The sequence below is a fragment of the Staphylococcus sp. FW104-15G4D genome (assembly GCF_058790135.1).
This window is the reverse complement of sequence record NZ_JBYTCH010000002.1, coordinates 547,384-567,243: the sequence shown is the minus strand read 5'-3', so window position 1 is coordinate 567,243 and position 19,860 is coordinate 547,384. Positions and strand designations below refer to the sequence as shown.

The following is a 19,860-nucleotide window of genomic DNA, read 5'->3' as shown; positions in this document are numbered from 1 at the left end:
ATTTGTAATTTTAACTTAATTTTCCTGTAATATAACGAATTTAAATTAAATAAGGGGGAGATTTTAGAATTGAAGAATAAGATTATTGATAATGCAATAACCTTATTTTCTGAAAAGGGGTATTACGGTACTACACTTGATGATATCGCTAAAAGTGTAAACATCAAGAAAGCGAGTTTATACTATCATTATGACAACAAAGAAGAAATTTACCGTAAAAGCGTAGAAAACTGTTTTAATTACTTTAAAACTTTCATTCTTGAGAGCAACAACGATTCTAACTACTCTATAGATGGGCTTTACCAGTTTTTATTTGAATTTATATTTGATATTGATGAAAGGTATATCAGGTTATACGTCCAATTATCCAGTGCACCAGAAGAGTTATCTTCAGAGATCCATAATCATCTCTTAGGAGTTAATGAAGTGCTAGATAGTGAAATTATAAAATATTATGATTCCTCCAATATATCTATGGGTAAAGAAGATTTTCAAAATTTGATACTCCTTTTTTTAGAGAGTTGGTATCTGAGAGCGTCCTTTTCACAAAGATTCGGGGTTACTGAAGAAAATAAGAATTGCTATAAAGACCAAGTATATTCTTTATTAAATGTGTTTATAAAAAAATAATTTTGGTAACTAGTATGTAATAAATCTCTTATTTTTATAAGGAATTGCATTGCATATTTTTTTGAAACCAAAAAATAGTTGACAATATATATAAAAATTGAGACTCTAAAGTTATAGCTAATAAAATTCGAATTTTATACAATTACTTGGAGATTTGAATAATTCAAATTTAATAAGAGTTGTTCATAAGTGTGATTTTAGTATTTCAAAATTTGATCGTGAACCTAGTTATAGTTAAGTTAAAATTATAGAGGCTTAATTAAGATTGTTAAATTCATATATAATCGAAAACAGCCTATAAACATGAGTCATAGACATTTAGTTAATAAAATTTATAATATATTTGAGCATCTACAATCGTCATTGTGGGTGCTCTTTTTTTTTAATTTTTAAAAATAAAAGTTAATTAAGCAATTTAATTACAAGTCAATGATGTAAAAATATGGTAAAAATTATGTAACATAAATGAAATAATTAAAAATCTGTGATAACGTAGAATATGTAAAATTCAAAATTTCTGAAAGGGGTTACAGTTTAATGAAGAAAGTCACTTTATTAAGTAGTGCAGTATTAGCAGGTACGATTGCTTTATCAGGCGTAACAGGAGTAGCAAATGCGAGCGACTATCATCATGGCAACTTCGCTACTTATAAGGAAAAAGTTGAATCACTAAAAAAATTAAAAAAAGATGGAGCTATTAGTAATAAAGAATATAAAGGTAAAATGGAAGCTTTAAAAGAGTTTGATAAACAAGGACGTACGAATATGGGATCTAGACCATATGGTGGTATGCCTCCTAAAGGTATGACTAGTGAGCAATACAGTGAATTAGAATATAATGTTGGTAATGCTAATGAGATGCCTAACTCAGTATTTAACAAGAGAATCGATCGTGAAACACAAAAAATTGCAGATAAATACAAAACAACGATTTATGCACCTCAAAAGACGTTCAAACCTCATACTCAACAAACTAAACAAGGGGACCGTCCATACGGTGGTGTAGCACCTAAAGGAATGACAAGCGCTCAATATGCAGAATTAGAGAAAAAAGTAGGAAATGCATCACAAATGTCTAAAAAAGCATTTGCGAAAAAAGTAGACCAAGAAACACAAAAAATTGCAGATAAATACAAAACAACGATTTATGCACCTCAAAAGACGTTCAAACCACATAAATAAATAATCACAAAAGTAAACAATGTGATTTAATTAAGTAAGCCATAGTGTGTAACATTTAGATAAGGACCATGAAGATAATTTTCAAAATTATGTTTCTGACCCAATTCTAAAAACATGCTATGGCTTTTTATATAATAGAAAACTAATCTTAAAATATATACCATATAATAGAAGAAACACGTTCAATTTGGTTTTGCAAAATCAAATTGCAAACAAAAAAGGGCAGGTTCTTGTAATAAGAACTTGCCCTTTAATAAAGTAGCGGAGGGAGAAGGATTTGAACCAACGCGAGCTAAAAGCTCCTACCAATCACGAATGATTGGCCTCTTAAGCCAGACTTGAGTATCCCTCCAAAATCAGAACATTAACTATTATAAAACGCTCATATTCTTTTGTAAAGAGAAAAATGTTATTTTCTTTAAATTTATGTAAATACCAATTTCATACACTCATTAATTCCATTGTTTAAATACCTTAACTAGACCAATAATTAAATAGTAAATAAGATCTATAATAATATCCACGAACCACCAAAACCATTCAAATTTTCGTTTTTTCTTTTTCTCTGTGGGTGTTGAACTCATTATTCTCCTCCTATTTTAATACTGAAATAAACATAACAGTTACAGTGTGATTTTTCAAAAGTCGTCGTTAATATTTATTTCAATAGGGAAGATAAATATATAATTGGAATGTGCTGTCACAAAATCGACAAAAATTATGAATATGCATTTCAATTTATCTATATTAAAAAGTATTTTAATTAATCATTTTACAATTGGCTTAATACCACGTTATCTAAAATTGTCTTAATTTTATTATAATGAAAACAAAATGAAAGCTTATGATACTTGAGTTTAAACTCAAAAATTAATTTCTAAATACCTCTTCACAAGTACCATAATTTTTTATAGTATATCACTCATGTTGATTTTTTGAGAAAAAATAATAAGGGAGGAAGCAAAAATGAGAGAAAACAAAATGATGTTCTTCATATTCATGTTAGGAACTTTCACAGTAGGTATGGCAGAATATGTAGTGACCGGTTTGTTAACACAAATTGCTGACGACATGAAAGTCTCTATTTCAAGCGCTGGCTTACTAATAAGTGTCTATGCAATTAGTGTAGCTGTGATTGGTCCATTCATGAGAATATTCACTTTAAAAGTGCATGGACATCGATTATTGCCTATTCTAGTGGCTATATTCATTGTCAGTAATTTAGTGGGTATGTTAGCTCCTAATTTTAATATACTGCTATTATCTAGATTGATGTCAGCAGCAATGCACGCGCCATTCTTTGGTGTATGTATGAGTGTAGCGGCTGCGGTTGCTCCTCCCGCTAAGAAACCACAAGCAATTGCCTTAGTTCAAGCTGGGTTAACTATCGCGGTAATGATTGGTGTGCCGTTTGGTTCATTTCTTGGTGGATTCGCAAATTGGAGAACAGTATTTGGTGTAATGATCCTATTAGCTATCATTACAATGTTAGGTATGATTAAATTTGTTCCAAAAGTATCATTAAGTGCAGAAGCCAATATTGCTAAAGAATTAAAAGTATTTAAAAATCCACATATCCTTATAGTTATTTCTATCATTGTATTTGGATATAGTGGCGTATTTACAACTTATACTTTTATGGAACCAATGATTAGAGATTTCTCACCTTATAAAGTGGTAGGCCTTACAGTGTGTCTATTTATGTTTGGTCTTGGTGGCGTTATCGGTAATTTAGTTACTGGAAGTATTCCAGAACATAAATTAACTAAAAATCTCTATCTTACGTTTTTATTATTATTCATCACAATTATTTTATTTGTTACTGTTGTGCATAACGCAGTTTTAGCGTTAATTGTATGTTTCATGTTTGGTTTTGGAACTTTTGGTACGACACCATTACTCAATAGTAAAATTATATTAAGTGCTCATGAAGCGCCACTACTTGCAAGTACATTGGCTGCATCAGTATTCAATGTAGCGAATTTCTTAGGCGCAATCATTGGTTCGATTCTATTATCTATAGGTTTACCATATATTCAAATTACATTTATTTCAGGTGGTATCATTATTCTAGGTATCATTCTTAACTTTCTTAATAATATTTATGAAAAGAAACACATTACATTCAATGATTAATTAAAAAATGCCTGTTCGCTATCCTTAGCGAGCAGGCATAATTGATTTAATATAAATAAACTCACATCATAAATCACTCTTTACTTATGATCTCTCCAAAATTTCGTATAATCTTTTTTCTCTTCCATATTTAGTTTAATCATGTCACCGATTAAATCATAATCAATCTCTTGGTTCCATTTGATTCTAAATAAATTTTCAGTTTGTGTGTAACCAGCGTTAGTTACACGTTGCTTAAATTGTTTCAAACAAGCTGCTTCAGGCATAATTGAGAAATGTTGTTTGGCTTTGCTGAAGGCAATTATAAACGTTTCGTTGTACGTGTACATTGGTTGATTCCATTTCACTACTGGTGTTAAATCTGAATATTGTGTTTCAATCCATTCAAATAAGTGTCTCAATTTTTCACGATGCGCTTCATTCTCGATGTCATTTATAAAAAGGTTAAATTCTGACATAACTTGCACCTCTCATTTTACGACTTTGAAATTTACAACTTTAGGTATATGACTTAAGTCGTTAGTTGATAAGTAATTGATTAATAGTTGTGCGCCTTCAATTTGGATGTCTTTAATGATTGGTTTATTTTCATACATATTATAATTACCACCACCAACAGCACGATAATTATTGACGCAAATAGTGTAGCTTTTATGTTCATCTAAAGGCTTCCCATTCACAAATAAATCACTCACTCGTTCTCCTAGAGCACGACCTACATGAATCGTATAATCTATTCCCGCAAAGATATCATAATTAAAATGTTGAGGTTTTGGCTCAAGGAAGTCTGCGCTCACACTTATTTCCTCATCATGTAAATCGAAATAAGCAGCTGACCGTTCAATAGCTAATTTAATATCACGACCTGTAAGTTCGATTACTTTAAATGTGTTAGGAAATGGATAGTTGTTGATGATATCACGCATAGTCACATCTTTATCGAAGCCTTTAGCAGAATCGAAAAGGGCAGTACAGGTAATATCAGCGCCACTACTTTCAAGTAAAATGTAGTTTAGTAAATTAATAAACGGATGAGGCTTAACTCTAGCATCAAAAGCATTCTCAACTCGCATTGAAGTAGGTAAAGTTGCAACTTTCTTATCTAGCCAATCTTCTAAATGAACTCTTAAATTTTGATCTTGTTGATTTATTTCAAAACTTGAACAATCCTCGACATCTAATAAGTGACAATTCTCTATTTGAACGTCATTGTCATGTTCAATATTTAAGACGATTTTTCCAACTTTAGTCCCTCTTGTACCAGGCTGTATGACGGCAGTTTGATTGTAAATGGTAGCAATATCACGATGTTGATGACCAGTAATTAATACATCAATGTCATCACTGAATAAACGCAAAATTTCAGAAGCTTCATTTTCTCCAGTCAGAGCTTCCGTAGGCTCACCAGTTTCTAAATCACGTTCAAACCCACCATGATAACTTACGACTACTACATCACTTTGTTTTCGCAATTCAGGTAATTGGGAAGAAAGAGTTTCAACAGCACTTTGAAATGTCAAAGTTTCAATGTATTCAGGCTGTTCCCAATGTGGAATAAACTGCGTTGTTAAGCCAATTACACCTATAGTTAACCCCTGACTTTTTATGTAAGTGATACCTTGCCCTGTAAACGGTTCTCCATTTTCTAAAATATTCGCACATAGCATAGGATAATCAAGCTGATGTATGGTTTGTTTAAGATACTTTAGACCGTAATTAAACTCATGATTTCCAATTGTACCGAAATTAAAATTTAAACGATTATAAATATCGGTTAATGGACGACTAGTAGCTAATTCAGAAACTAAATAGTTACACAAAGGGGAACCTTGTAAAAAATCGCCGTTATCTATTTTTATACTGCCGTCATAGTGAGAGCAGTCTTGTTCAATGATATGATTAGCTTTTAATAATCCCATGGGTAATTCAACATCACGATGTGAGAAGTCAGTTGGAAAGATAAATCCATGCACATCACTTACAACATAAAATGCTAATTGAGTCATCCACCTAGAACCTCCTTTGATAAAGAAAAGGTTGGGACTTTAAAAGTTTAAGCTTTGGGAAACTAATTTATGATGTCCCAAAGCGGGATTTTAGCAGTAAAACTTATGGTTCTGCTTCAATCCTAAAACTTTCGTCCCGACCTCTTTTTAAATATTATATCTATAGTGTTAATGAATGTCTGTAGTTGTAACTACTTTTTTACCTTGTTTGAGTCGAATATGAGCACCATTAATATCTTCAGAAACTTTAGCAGTAAGTGTTAATGTTGCTTCTCCATTACTATCCGTTTTAACAGTTTGATCTTTACTATAGCCTGGTTGACTAAATTGGGACCCATCTGATGAGAAGCTACCGATTTGTTTACCTCCATCTTTATAAATACCAACTGTTAAATTATTAATTGTACTATTTGCATCATAACCTTTAAGTTTTACTGTTACTTTAAATGGATGGTTGGGCTGAATACTTTGAGGTAGGTTGAATTCAGCGTTACCAGTTTGGCCATGATGTGAGTTGCTATTGTCATTAGAGCTACTTTCATCATTATTATCAGAACCACTTTGCGAACTACCGTAACTACCAGGTTTAAAAGTTGAACGGTCATACCATTTATAGCCTTTTTCTGGCTGTGACCAAGGTTCATGTTGAGGTTCAGTGGAATTTTCAGGTTTTTCAAAGTTTAATAATGGGGTTTTATTATCAATTTTGACACCTGTATCCTTCATTGATTCATGGCTATCTGATTTTCCTAACCAAGTTGTGAGATTTTTTAAAAGTGTTCCATTATCCTGTTCTTTAAAGCCATCATATGTTTTTTTCGATTTGCCATTATCTTCACGTTGATATTTAGGAGAACTGTCTTCTACAAGTGAAGTATCTCCAATAAATGCAGCTTTACCTTTACCAACTTTTGAAATAGCTATGTAAGGTCCTTCTTTAGTACCGCCACCACTATAAATACCTTGGTCTACGGCGTGAGACCATTTTTGTTTATTAGATAAGTTTTCAGGCATATATACGATACCTTTAGCTTTATCAGGATCAGTAATAGCTAGAGTTGAACCAGAATGCATAGATACTGATTTCACATCTTTAGTAATTCCAAAGCTCTCTTTACTAGATACAATATTCTGAGTATTTAAATCGCCTAATGCATTGTATCTAAAGCGAACGCCGAATTGATTAGAAAGCCAATCTGAGCTTTTCACACCTTGCATTGCTTTAGAGTTTTTCTCTCCACTATTCATATCTTTTGTCATATCTTGGTAAGCACCACGACGATATCCATTCATAGATTCGGATGAATCGATTCTATTTAAATTTCTATCTGCATTGTAGTGGTCTGAAATAAATATGACACTACCCCCACGTTTTACAAAGTTAACAATAGCTTGTTGTTCTTTCTCTTTAAATGGATTATTAGCTTCCGGAATTACTAAAATATGAGCATTTTTAAGTGTTTCATTACTAATATTTGCTTCTCCATCTAATTCTTTAACGTTATATCCTTTGTTCTTCATAGAATCTGCATAATCTGAAAATGCACCGTCAGTTACCCAGTCAGCGGCACCAGCTGTTTGTGCATGAGAGTTATCGAAAAGCACGGTTTGGTCAGATTGTCCCGAACTTGAAGATGTAGATTGTGTCGTTGCATGAGCTGATTGAATCGTAGTTACAGAAATGGCAGTAGCTAAAACAGTTGAACTTAACACTTTAAATAATTTCATCTCTTTATTTACTCCTCATTAAAAATGTATACCTTTCAAAATTATAGTATAAAAATTGGAGGGTAAGTAGAGACTTAACGATATTTTTACAAAGCCTTAGTAATTAATATAAAGTTTTTATAAATTTAATTAAAATTAAATACTCATTACTTATTAGATGTGCTAATCTATAAATATGGTTTCTAAAATATACATATTACACTAACTTATATTGTGAAGGGGACAGTTATGAGAATGAAGAATTTGAAGTTTTTAGTTGTACTTGTATTATCGGTAGTTATCTTTGCGGCAGCGTGTGGGAACTCTAGTTCATTAGATAACAATAAGAAAAGTTCAGATAGTGGATCAGATTCTGGTTCAAGTTCGGGAGATTATAAACCTAAAGAATTAACTGTACAGTTCGTACCATCTCAAAATGCAGATAAACTCGAAGCGAAAGCCAAGCCTTTAGAAAAGTTATTATCTGATAAATTAGGTATTCCTGTAAAAGTATCAGTATCAACGAATTACAACACAATTGTTGAGGCAATGAAGTCTAAAAAAGTAGACGTTGGTTTCTTACCACCAACTGCTTATACTTTAGCTCATGATCAAAAAGCAGCAGACTTATTACTTCAAGCACAACGTTACGGTGTTAATAAAGACGGTTCATCTAATAAAAAATTAGTGGATGATTACAAATCTGAAATCTTAGTTAAGAAAAACTCAGGAATTAAAAGCTTAAAAGATTTAAAAGGCAAGAAAATCGCACTACAAGATGTAACTTCTACAGCTGGGTACACATTCCCATTAGCTACACTTAAAAAAGAAACAGGTATCAATGCTACAAAAGATATGAAGATTGTAAATGTTAAAGGTCACGATCAAGCTGTTATTTCTTTATTAAATGGTGACGTTGATGCAGCTGCAGTATTCCAAGATGCACGTACTATAGTTAAAAAAGACCAACCAAATGTCTTTAAAGATACTAAGATTTTAAAACTAACTGAATCTATTCCTAACGATACAATTTCAGTACGTCCGGATATGGATAAAAAATTCCAAGAGAAACTTAAAAAAGCATTTAAAGACATCGCTAAATCTAAAAAAGGTCACAAAATCATTAGTGAAGTATATTCACACGAAGGATACACAGATACAAAGGATTCTAACTTCGATATCGTAAGAAAATATGAAAAAGAAGTTCAAGACATGAAGTAATCAACCATACGATAAATTGAATAGAGTCAAAAAATAGAAAAGCTAGGAGACTGAATGAAAGATGATGATATCAACTATTCAGCTTCTTAGCTTTTCTTTATAAAAGAAGGGTGTTTGTTATGAGTCAAATTGAATTCAAGGATGTTAATAAAGTATATCCTAACGGGCACGTGGGGTTAAAAAATATTAATTTAAACATTGAAAAGGGTGATTTTGCAGTTATTGTTGGTTTATCAGGTGCAGGGAAATCGACTTTGCTACGATCTGTCAATCGCCTACATGATATTTCTTCAGGTGATATTACAATTGATGGACAATCCATTACGAAAGCGCGTGGCAAACAGTTATTAAAAATGAGACGTAACATTGGAATGATTTTCCAACATTTCAATCTCGTAAAACGTTCAACCGTACTAAGAAACGTACTAAGTGGCAGAGTGGGATATCATCCAACTTGGAAGATGGTACTCGGTTTATTCCCTAAAGAAGATAAAATCAAAGCAATTAACGCCTTAGAGCGAGTGAACATTTTAGATAAGTACGATCAACGCTCAGATCAACTCTCAGGTGGACAGCAACAACGTATATCAATCGCGCGAGCATTGTGCCAAGAATCAGCAATCATTCTTGCGGATGAGCCTGTTGCATCGTTAGACCCCTTAACAACAAAACAAGTTATGGATGATTTAAAGAAAATTAATGAAGAATTAGGAATTACAATCTTAATCAATTTACACTTTGTAGATTTAGCAAAGGAATATGGATCTAGAATCATAGGTCTTAGAGCTGGAGAACTTGTCTATGATGGACCAGCAAGTGAAGCGGATGATGATGTTTTCAATCATATTTATGGTCGATCAATTAATGAAGATGAAAAGTTAGGGGTGGAGTAAAATGGCAACACCTACATCATCAACGAGTAAATATGATCAATATTTAAATAAAAAGATGTCAATTAAAACAAGCTTTACAATTATTCTTATAGCGGCTCTCATCATATGGAGCTTTATTTATACAGGTTTTAGTATTGGAGATTTAATGATAGGTATTCCACAAATTGGTGCATTCTTTGGACAGATGGTACCACCAGATTGGAGTTACTTAGATCAAATTACGAAACCAATGTTAGATACAATTCGTATGGCAATTGTAGGCACATTCTTAGGGAGTATTGTATCAATACCTGTAGCTCTTTTATGTGCAAGCAACATCGTTCAAACTAAATGGATTGCTATTCCAGCACGATTTATTCTCAATATTGTACGTACAATTCCAGACTTACTTTTAGCAGCAGTGTTTGTTGCGGTATTTGGTATTGGTCAAATTCCTGGTGTTTTAGCATTATTCATATTAACTATCTGTATCATCGGAAAGTTACTATATGAATCATTAGAAACAATTGAACCAGGACCTATGGAAGCTATGACGGCTGTAGGAGCAAATAAAGTTAAATGGATTGTCTTTGGTGTTGTTCCTCAAGCAATTTCTTCATTCATGTCATATGTTTTATTCGCTTTTGAAATTAATATTCGTGCATCGGCAGTTTTAGGACTTGTAGGTGCAGGGGGTATTGGATTATTTTACGATCAAACTCTAGGTTTATTCCAATACAAGAAAACGGCAATGATTATTTTATTTACTCTCCTCATCGTTGTCATTATTGATTTTGTAAGTTCGAAAGTGAGGGAAAAATTAGCATGAATGAACAAAAATACAAACTCAATTCAAAGAGATATCGTGAGAGAATTATAAAAAATTGGATTATTGCAGTTATTGTAGCAGCGATTATTATTTGGGCATTTGCAGGTATGCCAGCTTTAGAATTAAAAAGTAAATCGATTGAAATATTGAAGTCCATATTCAAAGGCTTATTTCATCCAGATCTAGGCTACATATATATTCCTGCCGGTGAAGACTTACTTAGAGGACTATTAGAAACATTTGCAATTGCAGTAATAGGGACATTCATTGCCTCTATTATATGTATTCCATTTGCTTTCTTAGGTGCAAGAAATATGGTGAAGTTAAGACCAGTAACTGGCATAAGTAAATTTATCTTAAGTATTATTCGTGTATTTCCAGAAATTGTAATGGCACTTATCTTTATCAAAGCCGTAGGACCAGGTTCATTCTCTGGAGTACTTGCATTAGGTATTCACTCCGTTGGAATGTTAGGAAAACTTTTTGTTGAAGATATTGAAAGTTTAGATTTTAGTGCTGTTGAATCATTAAAAGCTAGTGGTGCTAATAAAACTAAAACATTAATATTTGCAGTGATACCACAAATATTACCTTCATTTATATCATTAATTCTTTATCGATTTGAACTAAATCTACGTTCTGCCTCTATTCTAGGTCTAATAGGTGCAGGAGGTATTGGTACGCCGTTAATCTTTGCACTCCAAACACGTTCATGGGATCGTGTGGGGATCATCTTAATAGGATTGGTGATTATGGTTGCGATTGTCGACCTAATTTCCGGTGCTATCCGTAAGCGTATTGTTTAGTCATTTTATCTGAAAATAAGTATGCCTACCGTATAAAAAGTTATGAATCATAAAGATTTATAATAAGACGTCAGGTATACTTATTTTTTTAAAGAAAAAGAGTTTTACGAGCGTAAGCACATGAGTTGAGTGAGAATGACACGCATGTTAATATGCATGTGCATATAAAATTCGAGGAAGGAGCTTTTAATGATGAGTGTACTAGTAATTGGTTCAAATGGTGCAGTGGGCAGAAAAGTTATTTCGCAATTAAAAGACACTGAACATTCCTCTGTAGCACTTGTACGTAAAGAGGAACAAGTAAGTGATTTAAAAGAACTAGGTGCAGATAAAGTCGTTGTCCAAGATTTAGAGGAAGATTTTTCAAGTGCTTTTGAAGGCGTAGATAGTGTCATATTTACAGCAGGTTCAGGTGGTAGTACTGGTGCAGATAAAACTTTATTAGTAGATTTGTGGGGAGCTAAAAAAGCTGTGGACTACGCTACTAAACATCAAGTGAAGAAATTTGTTCATTTAAGTGCTACTGATAGTGTTGAACCTGATAAAGAAACTGATGTAATGAAACCATATGCTGTAGCTAAACATTTCTCAGATCTATATATTGAAAATTCAAATTTAAATTATACCATTGTCCACCCTGGTCCACTTCAAAATGAAGAAGGTACAGGTAAAATTGATGCTGAATTAGATATCGCAAGAGATCCTAATAGCTATACAATTCCTCGCGAAGACGTAGCAACTGTATTAATCGAAGCTCTTGATGCGTCAGCAGTTGAAGGTAAAGATATCTTCATTCAAACAGGTCAAACTGATATTAAGGATGCAATCAACAATATAAAATAAGTGATATATACTACCCGTTCAAAGTTCATAAAACATTTTGAACGGGTTTTTAATTTAAGGTTATTAGACTTATGTTGAATCATGGTAGTGGTTATTAAGTATTCGTGTCCTAACAACTCATGATATAATTATAGAAAGCTATTTAATAAAAATATAATTATAAAATTATTGAATATATAAAGTTTAACCTATCTTTAAATGTGAAAGTAGGTTTGAGATCAACGATAGATAAAAGATTGTAATATTTATAGCGTATAAGTTATAGACTTAAGTTCCCAATTTACATTTTCCAAGAGCATCATAATAGAATTTACAACTAGAAGGTTTGGAGTACATTTAAATGAAACGTTTTTTAAAAATACATAAACATACTCTAAGAGAAAATACATTGATAAGTCTTATTTTTATAATGAGTTTATATAATAAATGGTTGCTACTTTTAGCGATTATTTTATCGGTTCTCTTGTTAAAAAGAGGAATACTTGGAGTGATCCAACTTATTTACCTCTATACTACAAGAAATTTAATGATTTCATTTTTCGATACGAGTGATAGCGCGTATGATCTTACATATGCGATTTACATTCTCATTTATGTTATAGGAATATTTTTCTTAATTAGACATATCAAACGTTGGGTGAGAAGCTATCTGATATTTACCTTTGCTCTAGCTTCAATCACTTTGATGCTAATTTATATCATAATGTCTTTGATTACATCTAATGATCCTCTTTATTCAATAACTAAACTCATTAATTACTTTATTCCATTAATCATTATTGTTACTTTAGTTTATCTTATCAAAGAAGTAGATGAACTTATTAAATGGCTAGCGAATCAAGTTGTAACATTCATTCTTTTTACATTAATACCTTTAGTGATGTCATTAATAAAAGTTCTTTCTCAAGAACAATCATTTAAAGGGTTCTTCAATGACTCAAATACGTTTGCAGTCTTTCTTATATTAGGTTTATTAACTCTCATTATTTCATCTATGAAATATCATAAATTTAACTTCTTCGTCATGTTTGTTATGATGTCGGGAATTTTTGAACTTTATGTAACTCATTCTAAGTTGGCATGGTTTGTATTTATAGTATGTTTATTTCTCTCTTTATTGCTTTTAATTTTGAAAAAGCGTTATAAATATTTAACGATTCCCTTAATAATTTCAATAATCATATTAAGTATCTTTCAACCGTCAATTCATTATTTAATTAAAAGCTTTGTGTTAAATGGTAACTCAGTTAAGAGTGTTTTAATGCCAAAGGATAATCAAATTAAAAATATCGAGAATGTGCTAGAAACACATATGCTTATGGGGAATGGATTTGGTATGTCATTGCACGGTTTGACTAAAAATAGTGATATAGTCGCAGGGAATATGGTTTTTGAACTTATGATGTTTACTGGGGTAATTGGTTTAACTTGTTATGTGATATATGTATTAAAAGTTATGCTTTTAGCCACATATATGTTTAAACTCACGTTTGTGCTCTTTATAGCAACCTTACTGACTAATACCATAGAAATCGTAATGTTTAACGCAATAAATATCGGTGCTCTTTGTTACATTCTTTGGGGGATTTATCTCAAGGATGGTTTACATAAGGATAGTAAGAATAAAATGGTTAAAAAATCTTTAGAGGTTGATAAAAGAAATATATAATCAAGGTTGTCCTATATACATTTATTTATTAATTTGAAATTTAAATAAATGTATATGTCTTTAGATAAATTGCCAATAATCTAATGAAAAACAATAAAGTCGGCTTGAATCCCTATGTATCAAGTCGGCTTATTATATACATTTTTATGTATATTAATACATCAAGCTAAACTTATTTTATAGCTGAAAACGATTTAAATCCTAATTGATTTACCTATAAAATTAATATAACGCTTTCATAAAAAGAATTTAATTTCAATAGTTATGAGGTAAAATTTTTGTTTATTTTTCGAAAAAACATGCTTATCTAAGCGTCTCATTACAGCTAAAGTGTATAAAGATACCGTAACGATATTTTTAAAATTTAGTTATATAAATATTGTGTTAAATTGGTTGCTTTTTACATATAGCGGGTTATATACTTAAGAAAATGAATATTTATGGTATAAATAACTATTTTTTACAAATTTTTAGGGATAAGTGAGAGGTCGATTATGTCAAAAAAAGAAAGAGATTTTAACAAGAGTCTTGGCCAAGAAAAAGCCCGGGTCAAACTCTATAAGTCCGGTAAAAACTGGGTTAAAGCGAGTATTAGTGAATTTGAATTATTAAGAACAATGGGAGTGCCTTTTTTAAGTAAAAATATTAAAAAAGAAAGCCAAACTAAAGATAATAAAGGTAGTAGATTCAAGAAGAATGCTGCTAAGACAACGGCCCTAGTCGGCGGAGCGTTCACATTCAACATGCTTCAAGATCATCATGCGTTAGCTGCTTCTGAGACGCCAATGACTTCAGAAATTTCATCTAATAGCGGAACAGTTGCCAATCAAAACTCTACTACTATAAGAAATTCGCAAGCAAAGGTAACGAATAACACAACGTCAAATTCCACGCAGCAAAGTAGTGAAATCAAAAATTCTACTACTAAAACATCATCATCAGAAGTGATAAATAAAAACGAATCTAGTAGCGAAAAAGCTGTAGAAAACAATCAAAATAGTGAAAGCATAAAAAAAGAAGCTAGTGAAAGTACGAATAAAGCACAAAATAGCGAACAATCTAAATCATCTTCAGAAAAATCTTCTATAAGTAAATCAACTGTTTCAAATACATCATCCACGAATAATGACAAAAATTCCCAACAACTTAAGAATACATCCACATCAGAAAAAACTTCTCAGGAATCTCAACAATTAAAATCAACATCAGAAAGTTCAAATAATAAAAAAGAGGGTCAATCTACACTCACTCAACATAGCCAAACAGCAACTCAAAAAGATACTAGTAATAACCAAGCAAGCACTCATACTTCAGAAAAGCCGACTATTAATAAGAACTCTCAATCAGCAAGTGAATCAACGGCCTCTAAAGTAAGTAACTTGCGAACATTCAGTCGAATGAGTGTCTTTAAAACATTGGCAGCTACACCAGCTGCTTCTACAACAACTACTGCGTCAAGCGTATCTTCAAATTCAGTAGTAGTAACTAAAGATAACTTTAACGATCATATGAATGTTTCAGGTTCAGCGACTTTTGATAAAAATACAGGTATTGTCACATTAACGCCAGATGTGAATAGTGTGAAAGGTGCCATTAGTTTAAATACACGGTTAGATTCAAATCGTAGTTTTCGTTTTACTGGTAAGGTCAACCTTGGTAGTAGATATGAAGGACATAATGAAGGAACAGGTGATACTGCTATCGTTGGGGGAGACGGTATAGGTTTTGCCTTTTCTCCTGGTAACCTAGGTGAGATTGGTAAAGAAGGTGCAGCTGTAGGAATAGGTGGATTAAAAAATGCATTTGGTTTCAAATTGGATACTTACCATAATACTTCACAACCTAAAGGGGATGCCAAAGCTAATAAAGATCCAGGTAGTATGATTGGGAAAGGTGCCTTCGGTGCGTTTGTCTCAACAGATCCAAATGGAGTTGCGACAACTGATGAAAATAGTGCATCTCCTTTAAAAGTGCAACCAACGGATAACTCTCTCCAAGATTTTGTGATTGATTATAATGGTGACACAAAAGTTATGACCATTACATATGCAGGTCAAACGTGGACTAAAAACATGTCCGACTGGATTAAAAGAAGTGGTTCTACGACGTTTTCTTTATCAATGACTGCGTCTACAGGTGGGGCTAGAAATCTTCAACAAGTTCAATTCGGTAAATTTGAATATACACAATCTGCTACGGCACAAGTAAGATACGTGGATGCTAAAACAGGTAAAGACATTATCCCTCCTAAAACATATGCTGGTGAAGTTGATGGCAGTGCGACTATTGATAAACAAATCGATGCAATGAAGAGTAAAGGATATAACTATTCTGGTGTGGATAGTACTGGCGCACCTAATTATACAGACAGTACAGGTACAGTTAAATTGACTAATGCCGGTCAAACTATCATTTACAAATTTAATGATGCACAAAAACCGACGATTAGTGTCAGTAATCCAACTATAGAAGTAGGGAAACCTACGTCACCAATTAGCGTTACAGTTACAGATAATAGTTCAGATCCGGTTAAAACAACTGTAACAGGATTGCCAGATGGATTATCATTTGATAGTACTACTAATACCATTACAGGTACACCTACTCATATAGGTACAACGACTGTACAAGTGCATTCTGAAGATTCAACTGGTAATGCTTCAGATAGCAGCTTTGTCATTACAGTTAAAGATTCTACTGGACCAACGATTACACAGATTAGTAATCAATCATCAGAAGTTTATAATCCAATCAATCCAATTACGATTAGTACAACAGATAATAGTGGGACTAAAGTGGTTAGCGAAGTATCAGGCTTGCCTGATGGTCTTACATTTGATTCGAATACGAATACGATTAGTGGCACGCCAAGTAAAATGGGTAGTTTTACCATAACTATTACTTCAAAGGATGAGACTGGAAATACATCAACGTCTACATTTAAGTATGATGTTACTAGAAATAGTACTAGTGATTCCATATCTACTTCTTCAAGTAAAAGCCTTTCAACATCAAAAAGCAATAGTATAGCTAATTCAGAAAGCGCTTCAACAAGTAAGGCGAATTCAGAGAGTGCATCAACAAGTACAGCAGATTCAGAGAGTGCATCAACAAGTAAGGTAAATTCAGAGAGCGCATCAACGAGTAAGTCGGATTCAGAAAGTGCGTCAACGAGTAAGTCGGATTCAGAAAGTGCATCAACGAGTAAGTCGGATTCAGAGAGTGCATCAACAAGCACATCAGATTCTCAAAGCAAATCAACGTCGGAAAGTGAGTCAAATTCAATCAGTGAGAGTAATTCACAAAAAGCATCAGAGAGTACAAGTAAGTCAGCAAGCACTAGCGTATCAGATAGTGAATCGGCTAATACAAGTACATCAACAAGTGAAAGTTATTCTACATTTATAAGTGATTCAGACAGTACAAGTATAAGTGATTCAAACAGTACAAGTACATCAACAAGTGACTCAATATCTGATTCAGGCTCACTAAGTGAGAGTACTTCCCTAAGTAACTCAAGAAGTGCGAGTACTTCATTATCTGACAGTACTTCAGGATCAATAAGTGCATCAGAATCTGCTAGTACGTCATTATCAACAAGTGAGAGTGATTCAACAAGCGCAAGTACGTCTGAATCACTCAGTACGTCAACATCTGACAGTACATCAGAGTCAACAAGCAGAAGTGAATCAAGTAGTACAAGTGAATCACTAAGTGGCTCAAGCAGTGCTAGTACATCAGACAGTGAAAGCACATCAATAAGTGATTCAGAATCTGCTAGTACGTCATTATCAACAAGTGAGAGTGATTCAACAAGCGTAAGCGTGTCTGATTCACTAAGTACATCAGAATCAGGCAGTGAATCTGTCTCAATAAGTACAAGTAATTCAAGTAAAGCAAGCGAATCACTAAGTGACTCGATTAGGGAGAGTAGGTCAATTTCAACAAGTACGAGTGAATCAGAAAGTGCGAGTATATCATTATCAGATAGTACTTCAGAATCAACAAGCACATCAGATTCAGAAAGCAAATCTTTCTCTGAGAGTACATCAGCAAGTGCAAGCACGTCATTAAGTGAATCCACTGCTAGTGTAAGTGCATCAGAGTCAACAAACGCAAGCACATCAGTTTCTACGAGCACAAGTGATTCAAGTAGTACAAGTGAATCAGAAAGTGACTCAAGAAGTGCAAGTACATCATTATCTAGCAGTACGTCAGAATCAACGAGCATATCAGAATCAACAAGCGATTCTATTTTAGAAAGCGAGTCAGTATCAACGAGTGAGAGTAACTCAACTAGAGAGAGCGACTCATCAAGTGAAAGCACATCAACTTCAACGAGTACTAGTATTTCAAATAGCATAAGTACGTCAGAATCTACGAGCATGAGAGATTCAAACAGTACAAGTGAATCAGAAAGTGATTCAACTAGCCTTAGCACATCAACTTCAGCAAGTGAGAGTGGCTCAAGCAGTACAAGTGAATCGCTAAGTGTATCAACAAGTGCAAGCGACTTAGCAAGTGCAAGCACGTCAATAAGTGAATCCACTGCTAGCGCTAGTGCATCAGAGTCAACAAGCGCAAGTACATCAGTTTCTACGAGCACAAGTGATTCAAGTAGTACAAGTGAATCAGAAAGTGACTCAAGAAGTGCAAGTACATCATTATCTAGCAGTACGTCAGAATCAACGAGCATATCAGAATCAACAAGCGATTCTATTTTAGAAAGCGAGTCAGTATCAACGAGTGAGAGTAACTCAACTAAAGAGAGCGACTCAGCTAGTGCAAGCACATCAACTTCAACGAGTATTAGTACTTCAAATAGCACAAGTACGTCAGCCTCTGTGAGCACAAGCGATTCAAGCAGTACAAGTGAATCATTAAGTAGCTCTAGCAGTGAGAGTACATCAGGCTCAACGAGTGAGAGTACGTCAACATCTAACAGTACCTCAGAGTCAACAAGTTCATCAGAATCAGTGAGTGCATCAGAAAGTACAAGCACGTCGGATTCATTAAGTATTTCTACATCAGACAGCTTAAGCACATCAACGAGTACGTCATTATCAAATAGTAGGTCAGAGTCAATGAGCTCATCGGATTCGGAAAATGAATCCATGTCAGAAAGTACATCAACAAGTGCGAGTGAAGCAGATAGCGTAAGCACTTCGGCTTCAGCGAGTGAGAGCAAATCAGCAAGTGCAAGTACGTCAGAATCTACGAGCATGAGAGATTCAAGCAGTACAAGTTCATCAGAAAGTGACTCAAGTAGTACAAGCACATCATTATCAGATAGTACGTCAGACTCAACAAGTGAATCCAATAGCGATTCAACTAGCCTTAGCACATCAACTTCAGCAAGCGAGAGTGGCTCAAGTAGTATAAGTGAATCGCTAAGTGGATCAACAAGTGCAAGCACGTCAACATCAGTGAGCACGAGTGACTCAGATATCACAAGCACGTCAATAAGTGAATCCATTGCTAGCGCTAGTGCATCAGAGTCAACAAGCGCAAGTACGTCAGCTTCTACGAGCATAAGCGATTCAGCCAGTACAAGTGAATCATTAAGTGACTCAAGCAGTGCGAGTACATCATTATCAGAAAGTACATCAGAGTCAACAAGCGACAGTACATCAACAAGTTTAAGTAACTCAGATAGTACAAGTATTTCGATGAGTGATTCAGATAGCGAAAGCAAGTCACTAAGTGGCTCAACAAGTACATCAGGTAGTACTTCAGTTAGTGCAAGTACGTCGAAATCACTAAGTACATCAACATCAGAAAGTTTAAGTACGTCACAAAGCGACTCATCAAGTGAAAGCACATCAACATCAACAAGTCTAAGTACCTCAGACAGTACAAGTACTTCGACGAGTGCTACAAATAGTGCAAGCGAGTCACTAAGTGGCTCAACAAGTACATCAGGTAGTACTTCAGTTAGCGCAAGTACGTCGGAATCACT

The 19,860-nt window shown here is 33.6% G+C and carries 14 protein-coding genes and 1 tRNA gene; 10 read left to right on the top strand and 5 right to left on the bottom strand.

Annotated features, from left to right (window positions below; translation table 11 throughout):
* Positions 1-69: 69 nt before the first annotated feature.
* Positions 70-630 (top strand): TetR/AcrR family transcriptional regulator, encoded by a 561-nt coding sequence (locus AC3WQX_RS09065; protein ID WP_030058885.1) that lies wholly within the window; start codon positions 70-72, stop codon positions 628-630.
* Between the two features lie 537 nt (positions 631-1,167).
* Positions 1,168-1,812 carry a hypothetical protein gene (locus AC3WQX_RS09060; RefSeq protein ID WP_030058887.1) on the top strand — a complete coding sequence of 215 codons (645 nt, stop codon included), beginning with the start codon at positions 1,168-1,170 and terminating at the stop codon, positions 1,810-1,812.
* 262 nt (positions 1,813-2,074) lie between these two features.
* On the opposite strand, the gene AC3WQX_RS09055 is transcribed toward AC3WQX_RS09060, so the two are convergent.
* Positions 2,075-2,164, bottom strand: a tRNA-Thr gene (locus tag AC3WQX_RS09055).
* Between the two features lie 100 nt (positions 2,165-2,264).
* Positions 2,265-2,396, bottom strand: coding sequence for a hypothetical protein (locus AC3WQX_RS09050; RefSeq protein WP_002435053.1), 132 nt, complete (start codon positions 2,394-2,396; stop codon positions 2,265-2,267).
* A gap of 382 nt (positions 2,397-2,778) precedes the next feature.
* Here AC3WQX_RS09050 and AC3WQX_RS09045 point away from each other — a divergent pair, with 382 nt between their 5' ends.
* Positions 2,779-3,948 carry an MFS transporter gene (locus AC3WQX_RS09045; protein WP_002434998.1) on the top strand — a complete coding sequence of 390 codons (1,170 nt, stop codon included), beginning with the start codon at positions 2,779-2,781 and terminating at the stop codon, positions 3,946-3,948.
* An 80-nt stretch (positions 3,949-4,028) separates the two neighbouring features.
* On the opposite strand, the gene AC3WQX_RS09040 is transcribed toward AC3WQX_RS09045, so the two are convergent.
* From AC3WQX_RS09040 to AC3WQX_RS09030, 3 genes are all read right to left on the bottom strand, one after another.
* Positions 4,029-4,406, bottom strand: a complete 378-nt coding sequence (locus tag AC3WQX_RS09040; RefSeq protein ID WP_037550702.1) for an iron chaperone — start codon at positions 4,404-4,406, stop codon at positions 4,029-4,031.
* Between the two features lie 12 nt (positions 4,407-4,418).
* A complete protein-coding gene (locus AC3WQX_RS09035) occupies positions 4,419-5,954 on the bottom strand; it encodes a bifunctional metallophosphatase/5'-nucleotidase (RefSeq protein WP_030058891.1) in 1,536 nt (511 codons plus the stop codon).
* 168 nt (positions 5,955-6,122) lie between these two features.
* A complete protein-coding gene (locus AC3WQX_RS09030; RefSeq protein ID WP_049326418.1) occupies positions 6,123-7,682 on the bottom strand; it encodes a motility-associated ABC transporter substrate-binding family protein in 1,560 nt (519 codons plus the stop codon).
* Between the two features lie 234 nt (positions 7,683-7,916).
* On the opposite strand from AC3WQX_RS09030, the gene AC3WQX_RS09025 reads away from it, so the two are divergent.
* From AC3WQX_RS09025 to AC3WQX_RS08995, 7 genes are all read left to right on the top strand, one after another.
* On the top strand, positions 7,917-8,882 hold the full coding sequence (locus AC3WQX_RS09025; protein WP_030058895.1) for a phosphate/phosphite/phosphonate ABC transporter substrate-binding protein: 966 nt from the start codon (positions 7,917-7,919) through the stop codon (positions 8,880-8,882).
* A gap of 119 nt (positions 8,883-9,001) precedes the next feature.
* Complete coding sequence (gene phnC, locus AC3WQX_RS09020; protein ID WP_049326417.1) at positions 9,002-9,775, top strand: phosphonate ABC transporter ATP-binding protein; 774 nt, start codon at positions 9,002-9,004, stop codon at positions 9,773-9,775.
* Between the two features lies 1 nt (position 9,776).
* Positions 9,777-10,583 (top strand): phosphonate ABC transporter, permease protein PhnE, encoded by an 807-nt coding sequence (gene phnE / locus AC3WQX_RS09015; RefSeq protein ID WP_002435050.1) that lies wholly within the window; start codon positions 9,777-9,779, stop codon positions 10,581-10,583.
* Positions 10,580-11,389: a phosphonate ABC transporter, permease protein PhnE gene (gene phnE / locus AC3WQX_RS09010; RefSeq protein WP_002434989.1), complete on the top strand. Its 810-nt coding sequence runs from the start codon at positions 10,580-10,582 to the stop codon at positions 11,387-11,389. The genes phnE (AC3WQX_RS09015) and phnE (AC3WQX_RS09010) overlap by 4 nt, the downstream gene beginning before the upstream one ends.
* A gap of 192 nt (positions 11,390-11,581) precedes the next feature.
* Complete coding sequence (locus AC3WQX_RS09005; RefSeq protein ID WP_030058899.1) at positions 11,582-12,232, top strand: SDR family oxidoreductase; 651 nt, start codon at positions 11,582-11,584, stop codon at positions 12,230-12,232.
* A 487-nt stretch (positions 12,233-12,719) separates the two neighbouring features.
* Entirely contained in the window at positions 12,720-13,901 is a 1,182-nt protein-coding gene (locus AC3WQX_RS09000; protein ID WP_230373824.1) for a hypothetical protein, read from the top strand.
* 494 nt (positions 13,902-14,395) lie between these two features.
* On the top strand, positions 14,396-19,860 hold a 5,465-nt coding region (locus AC3WQX_RS08995; protein ID WP_492740070.1), incomplete at its 3' end, for a lectin-like domain-containing protein.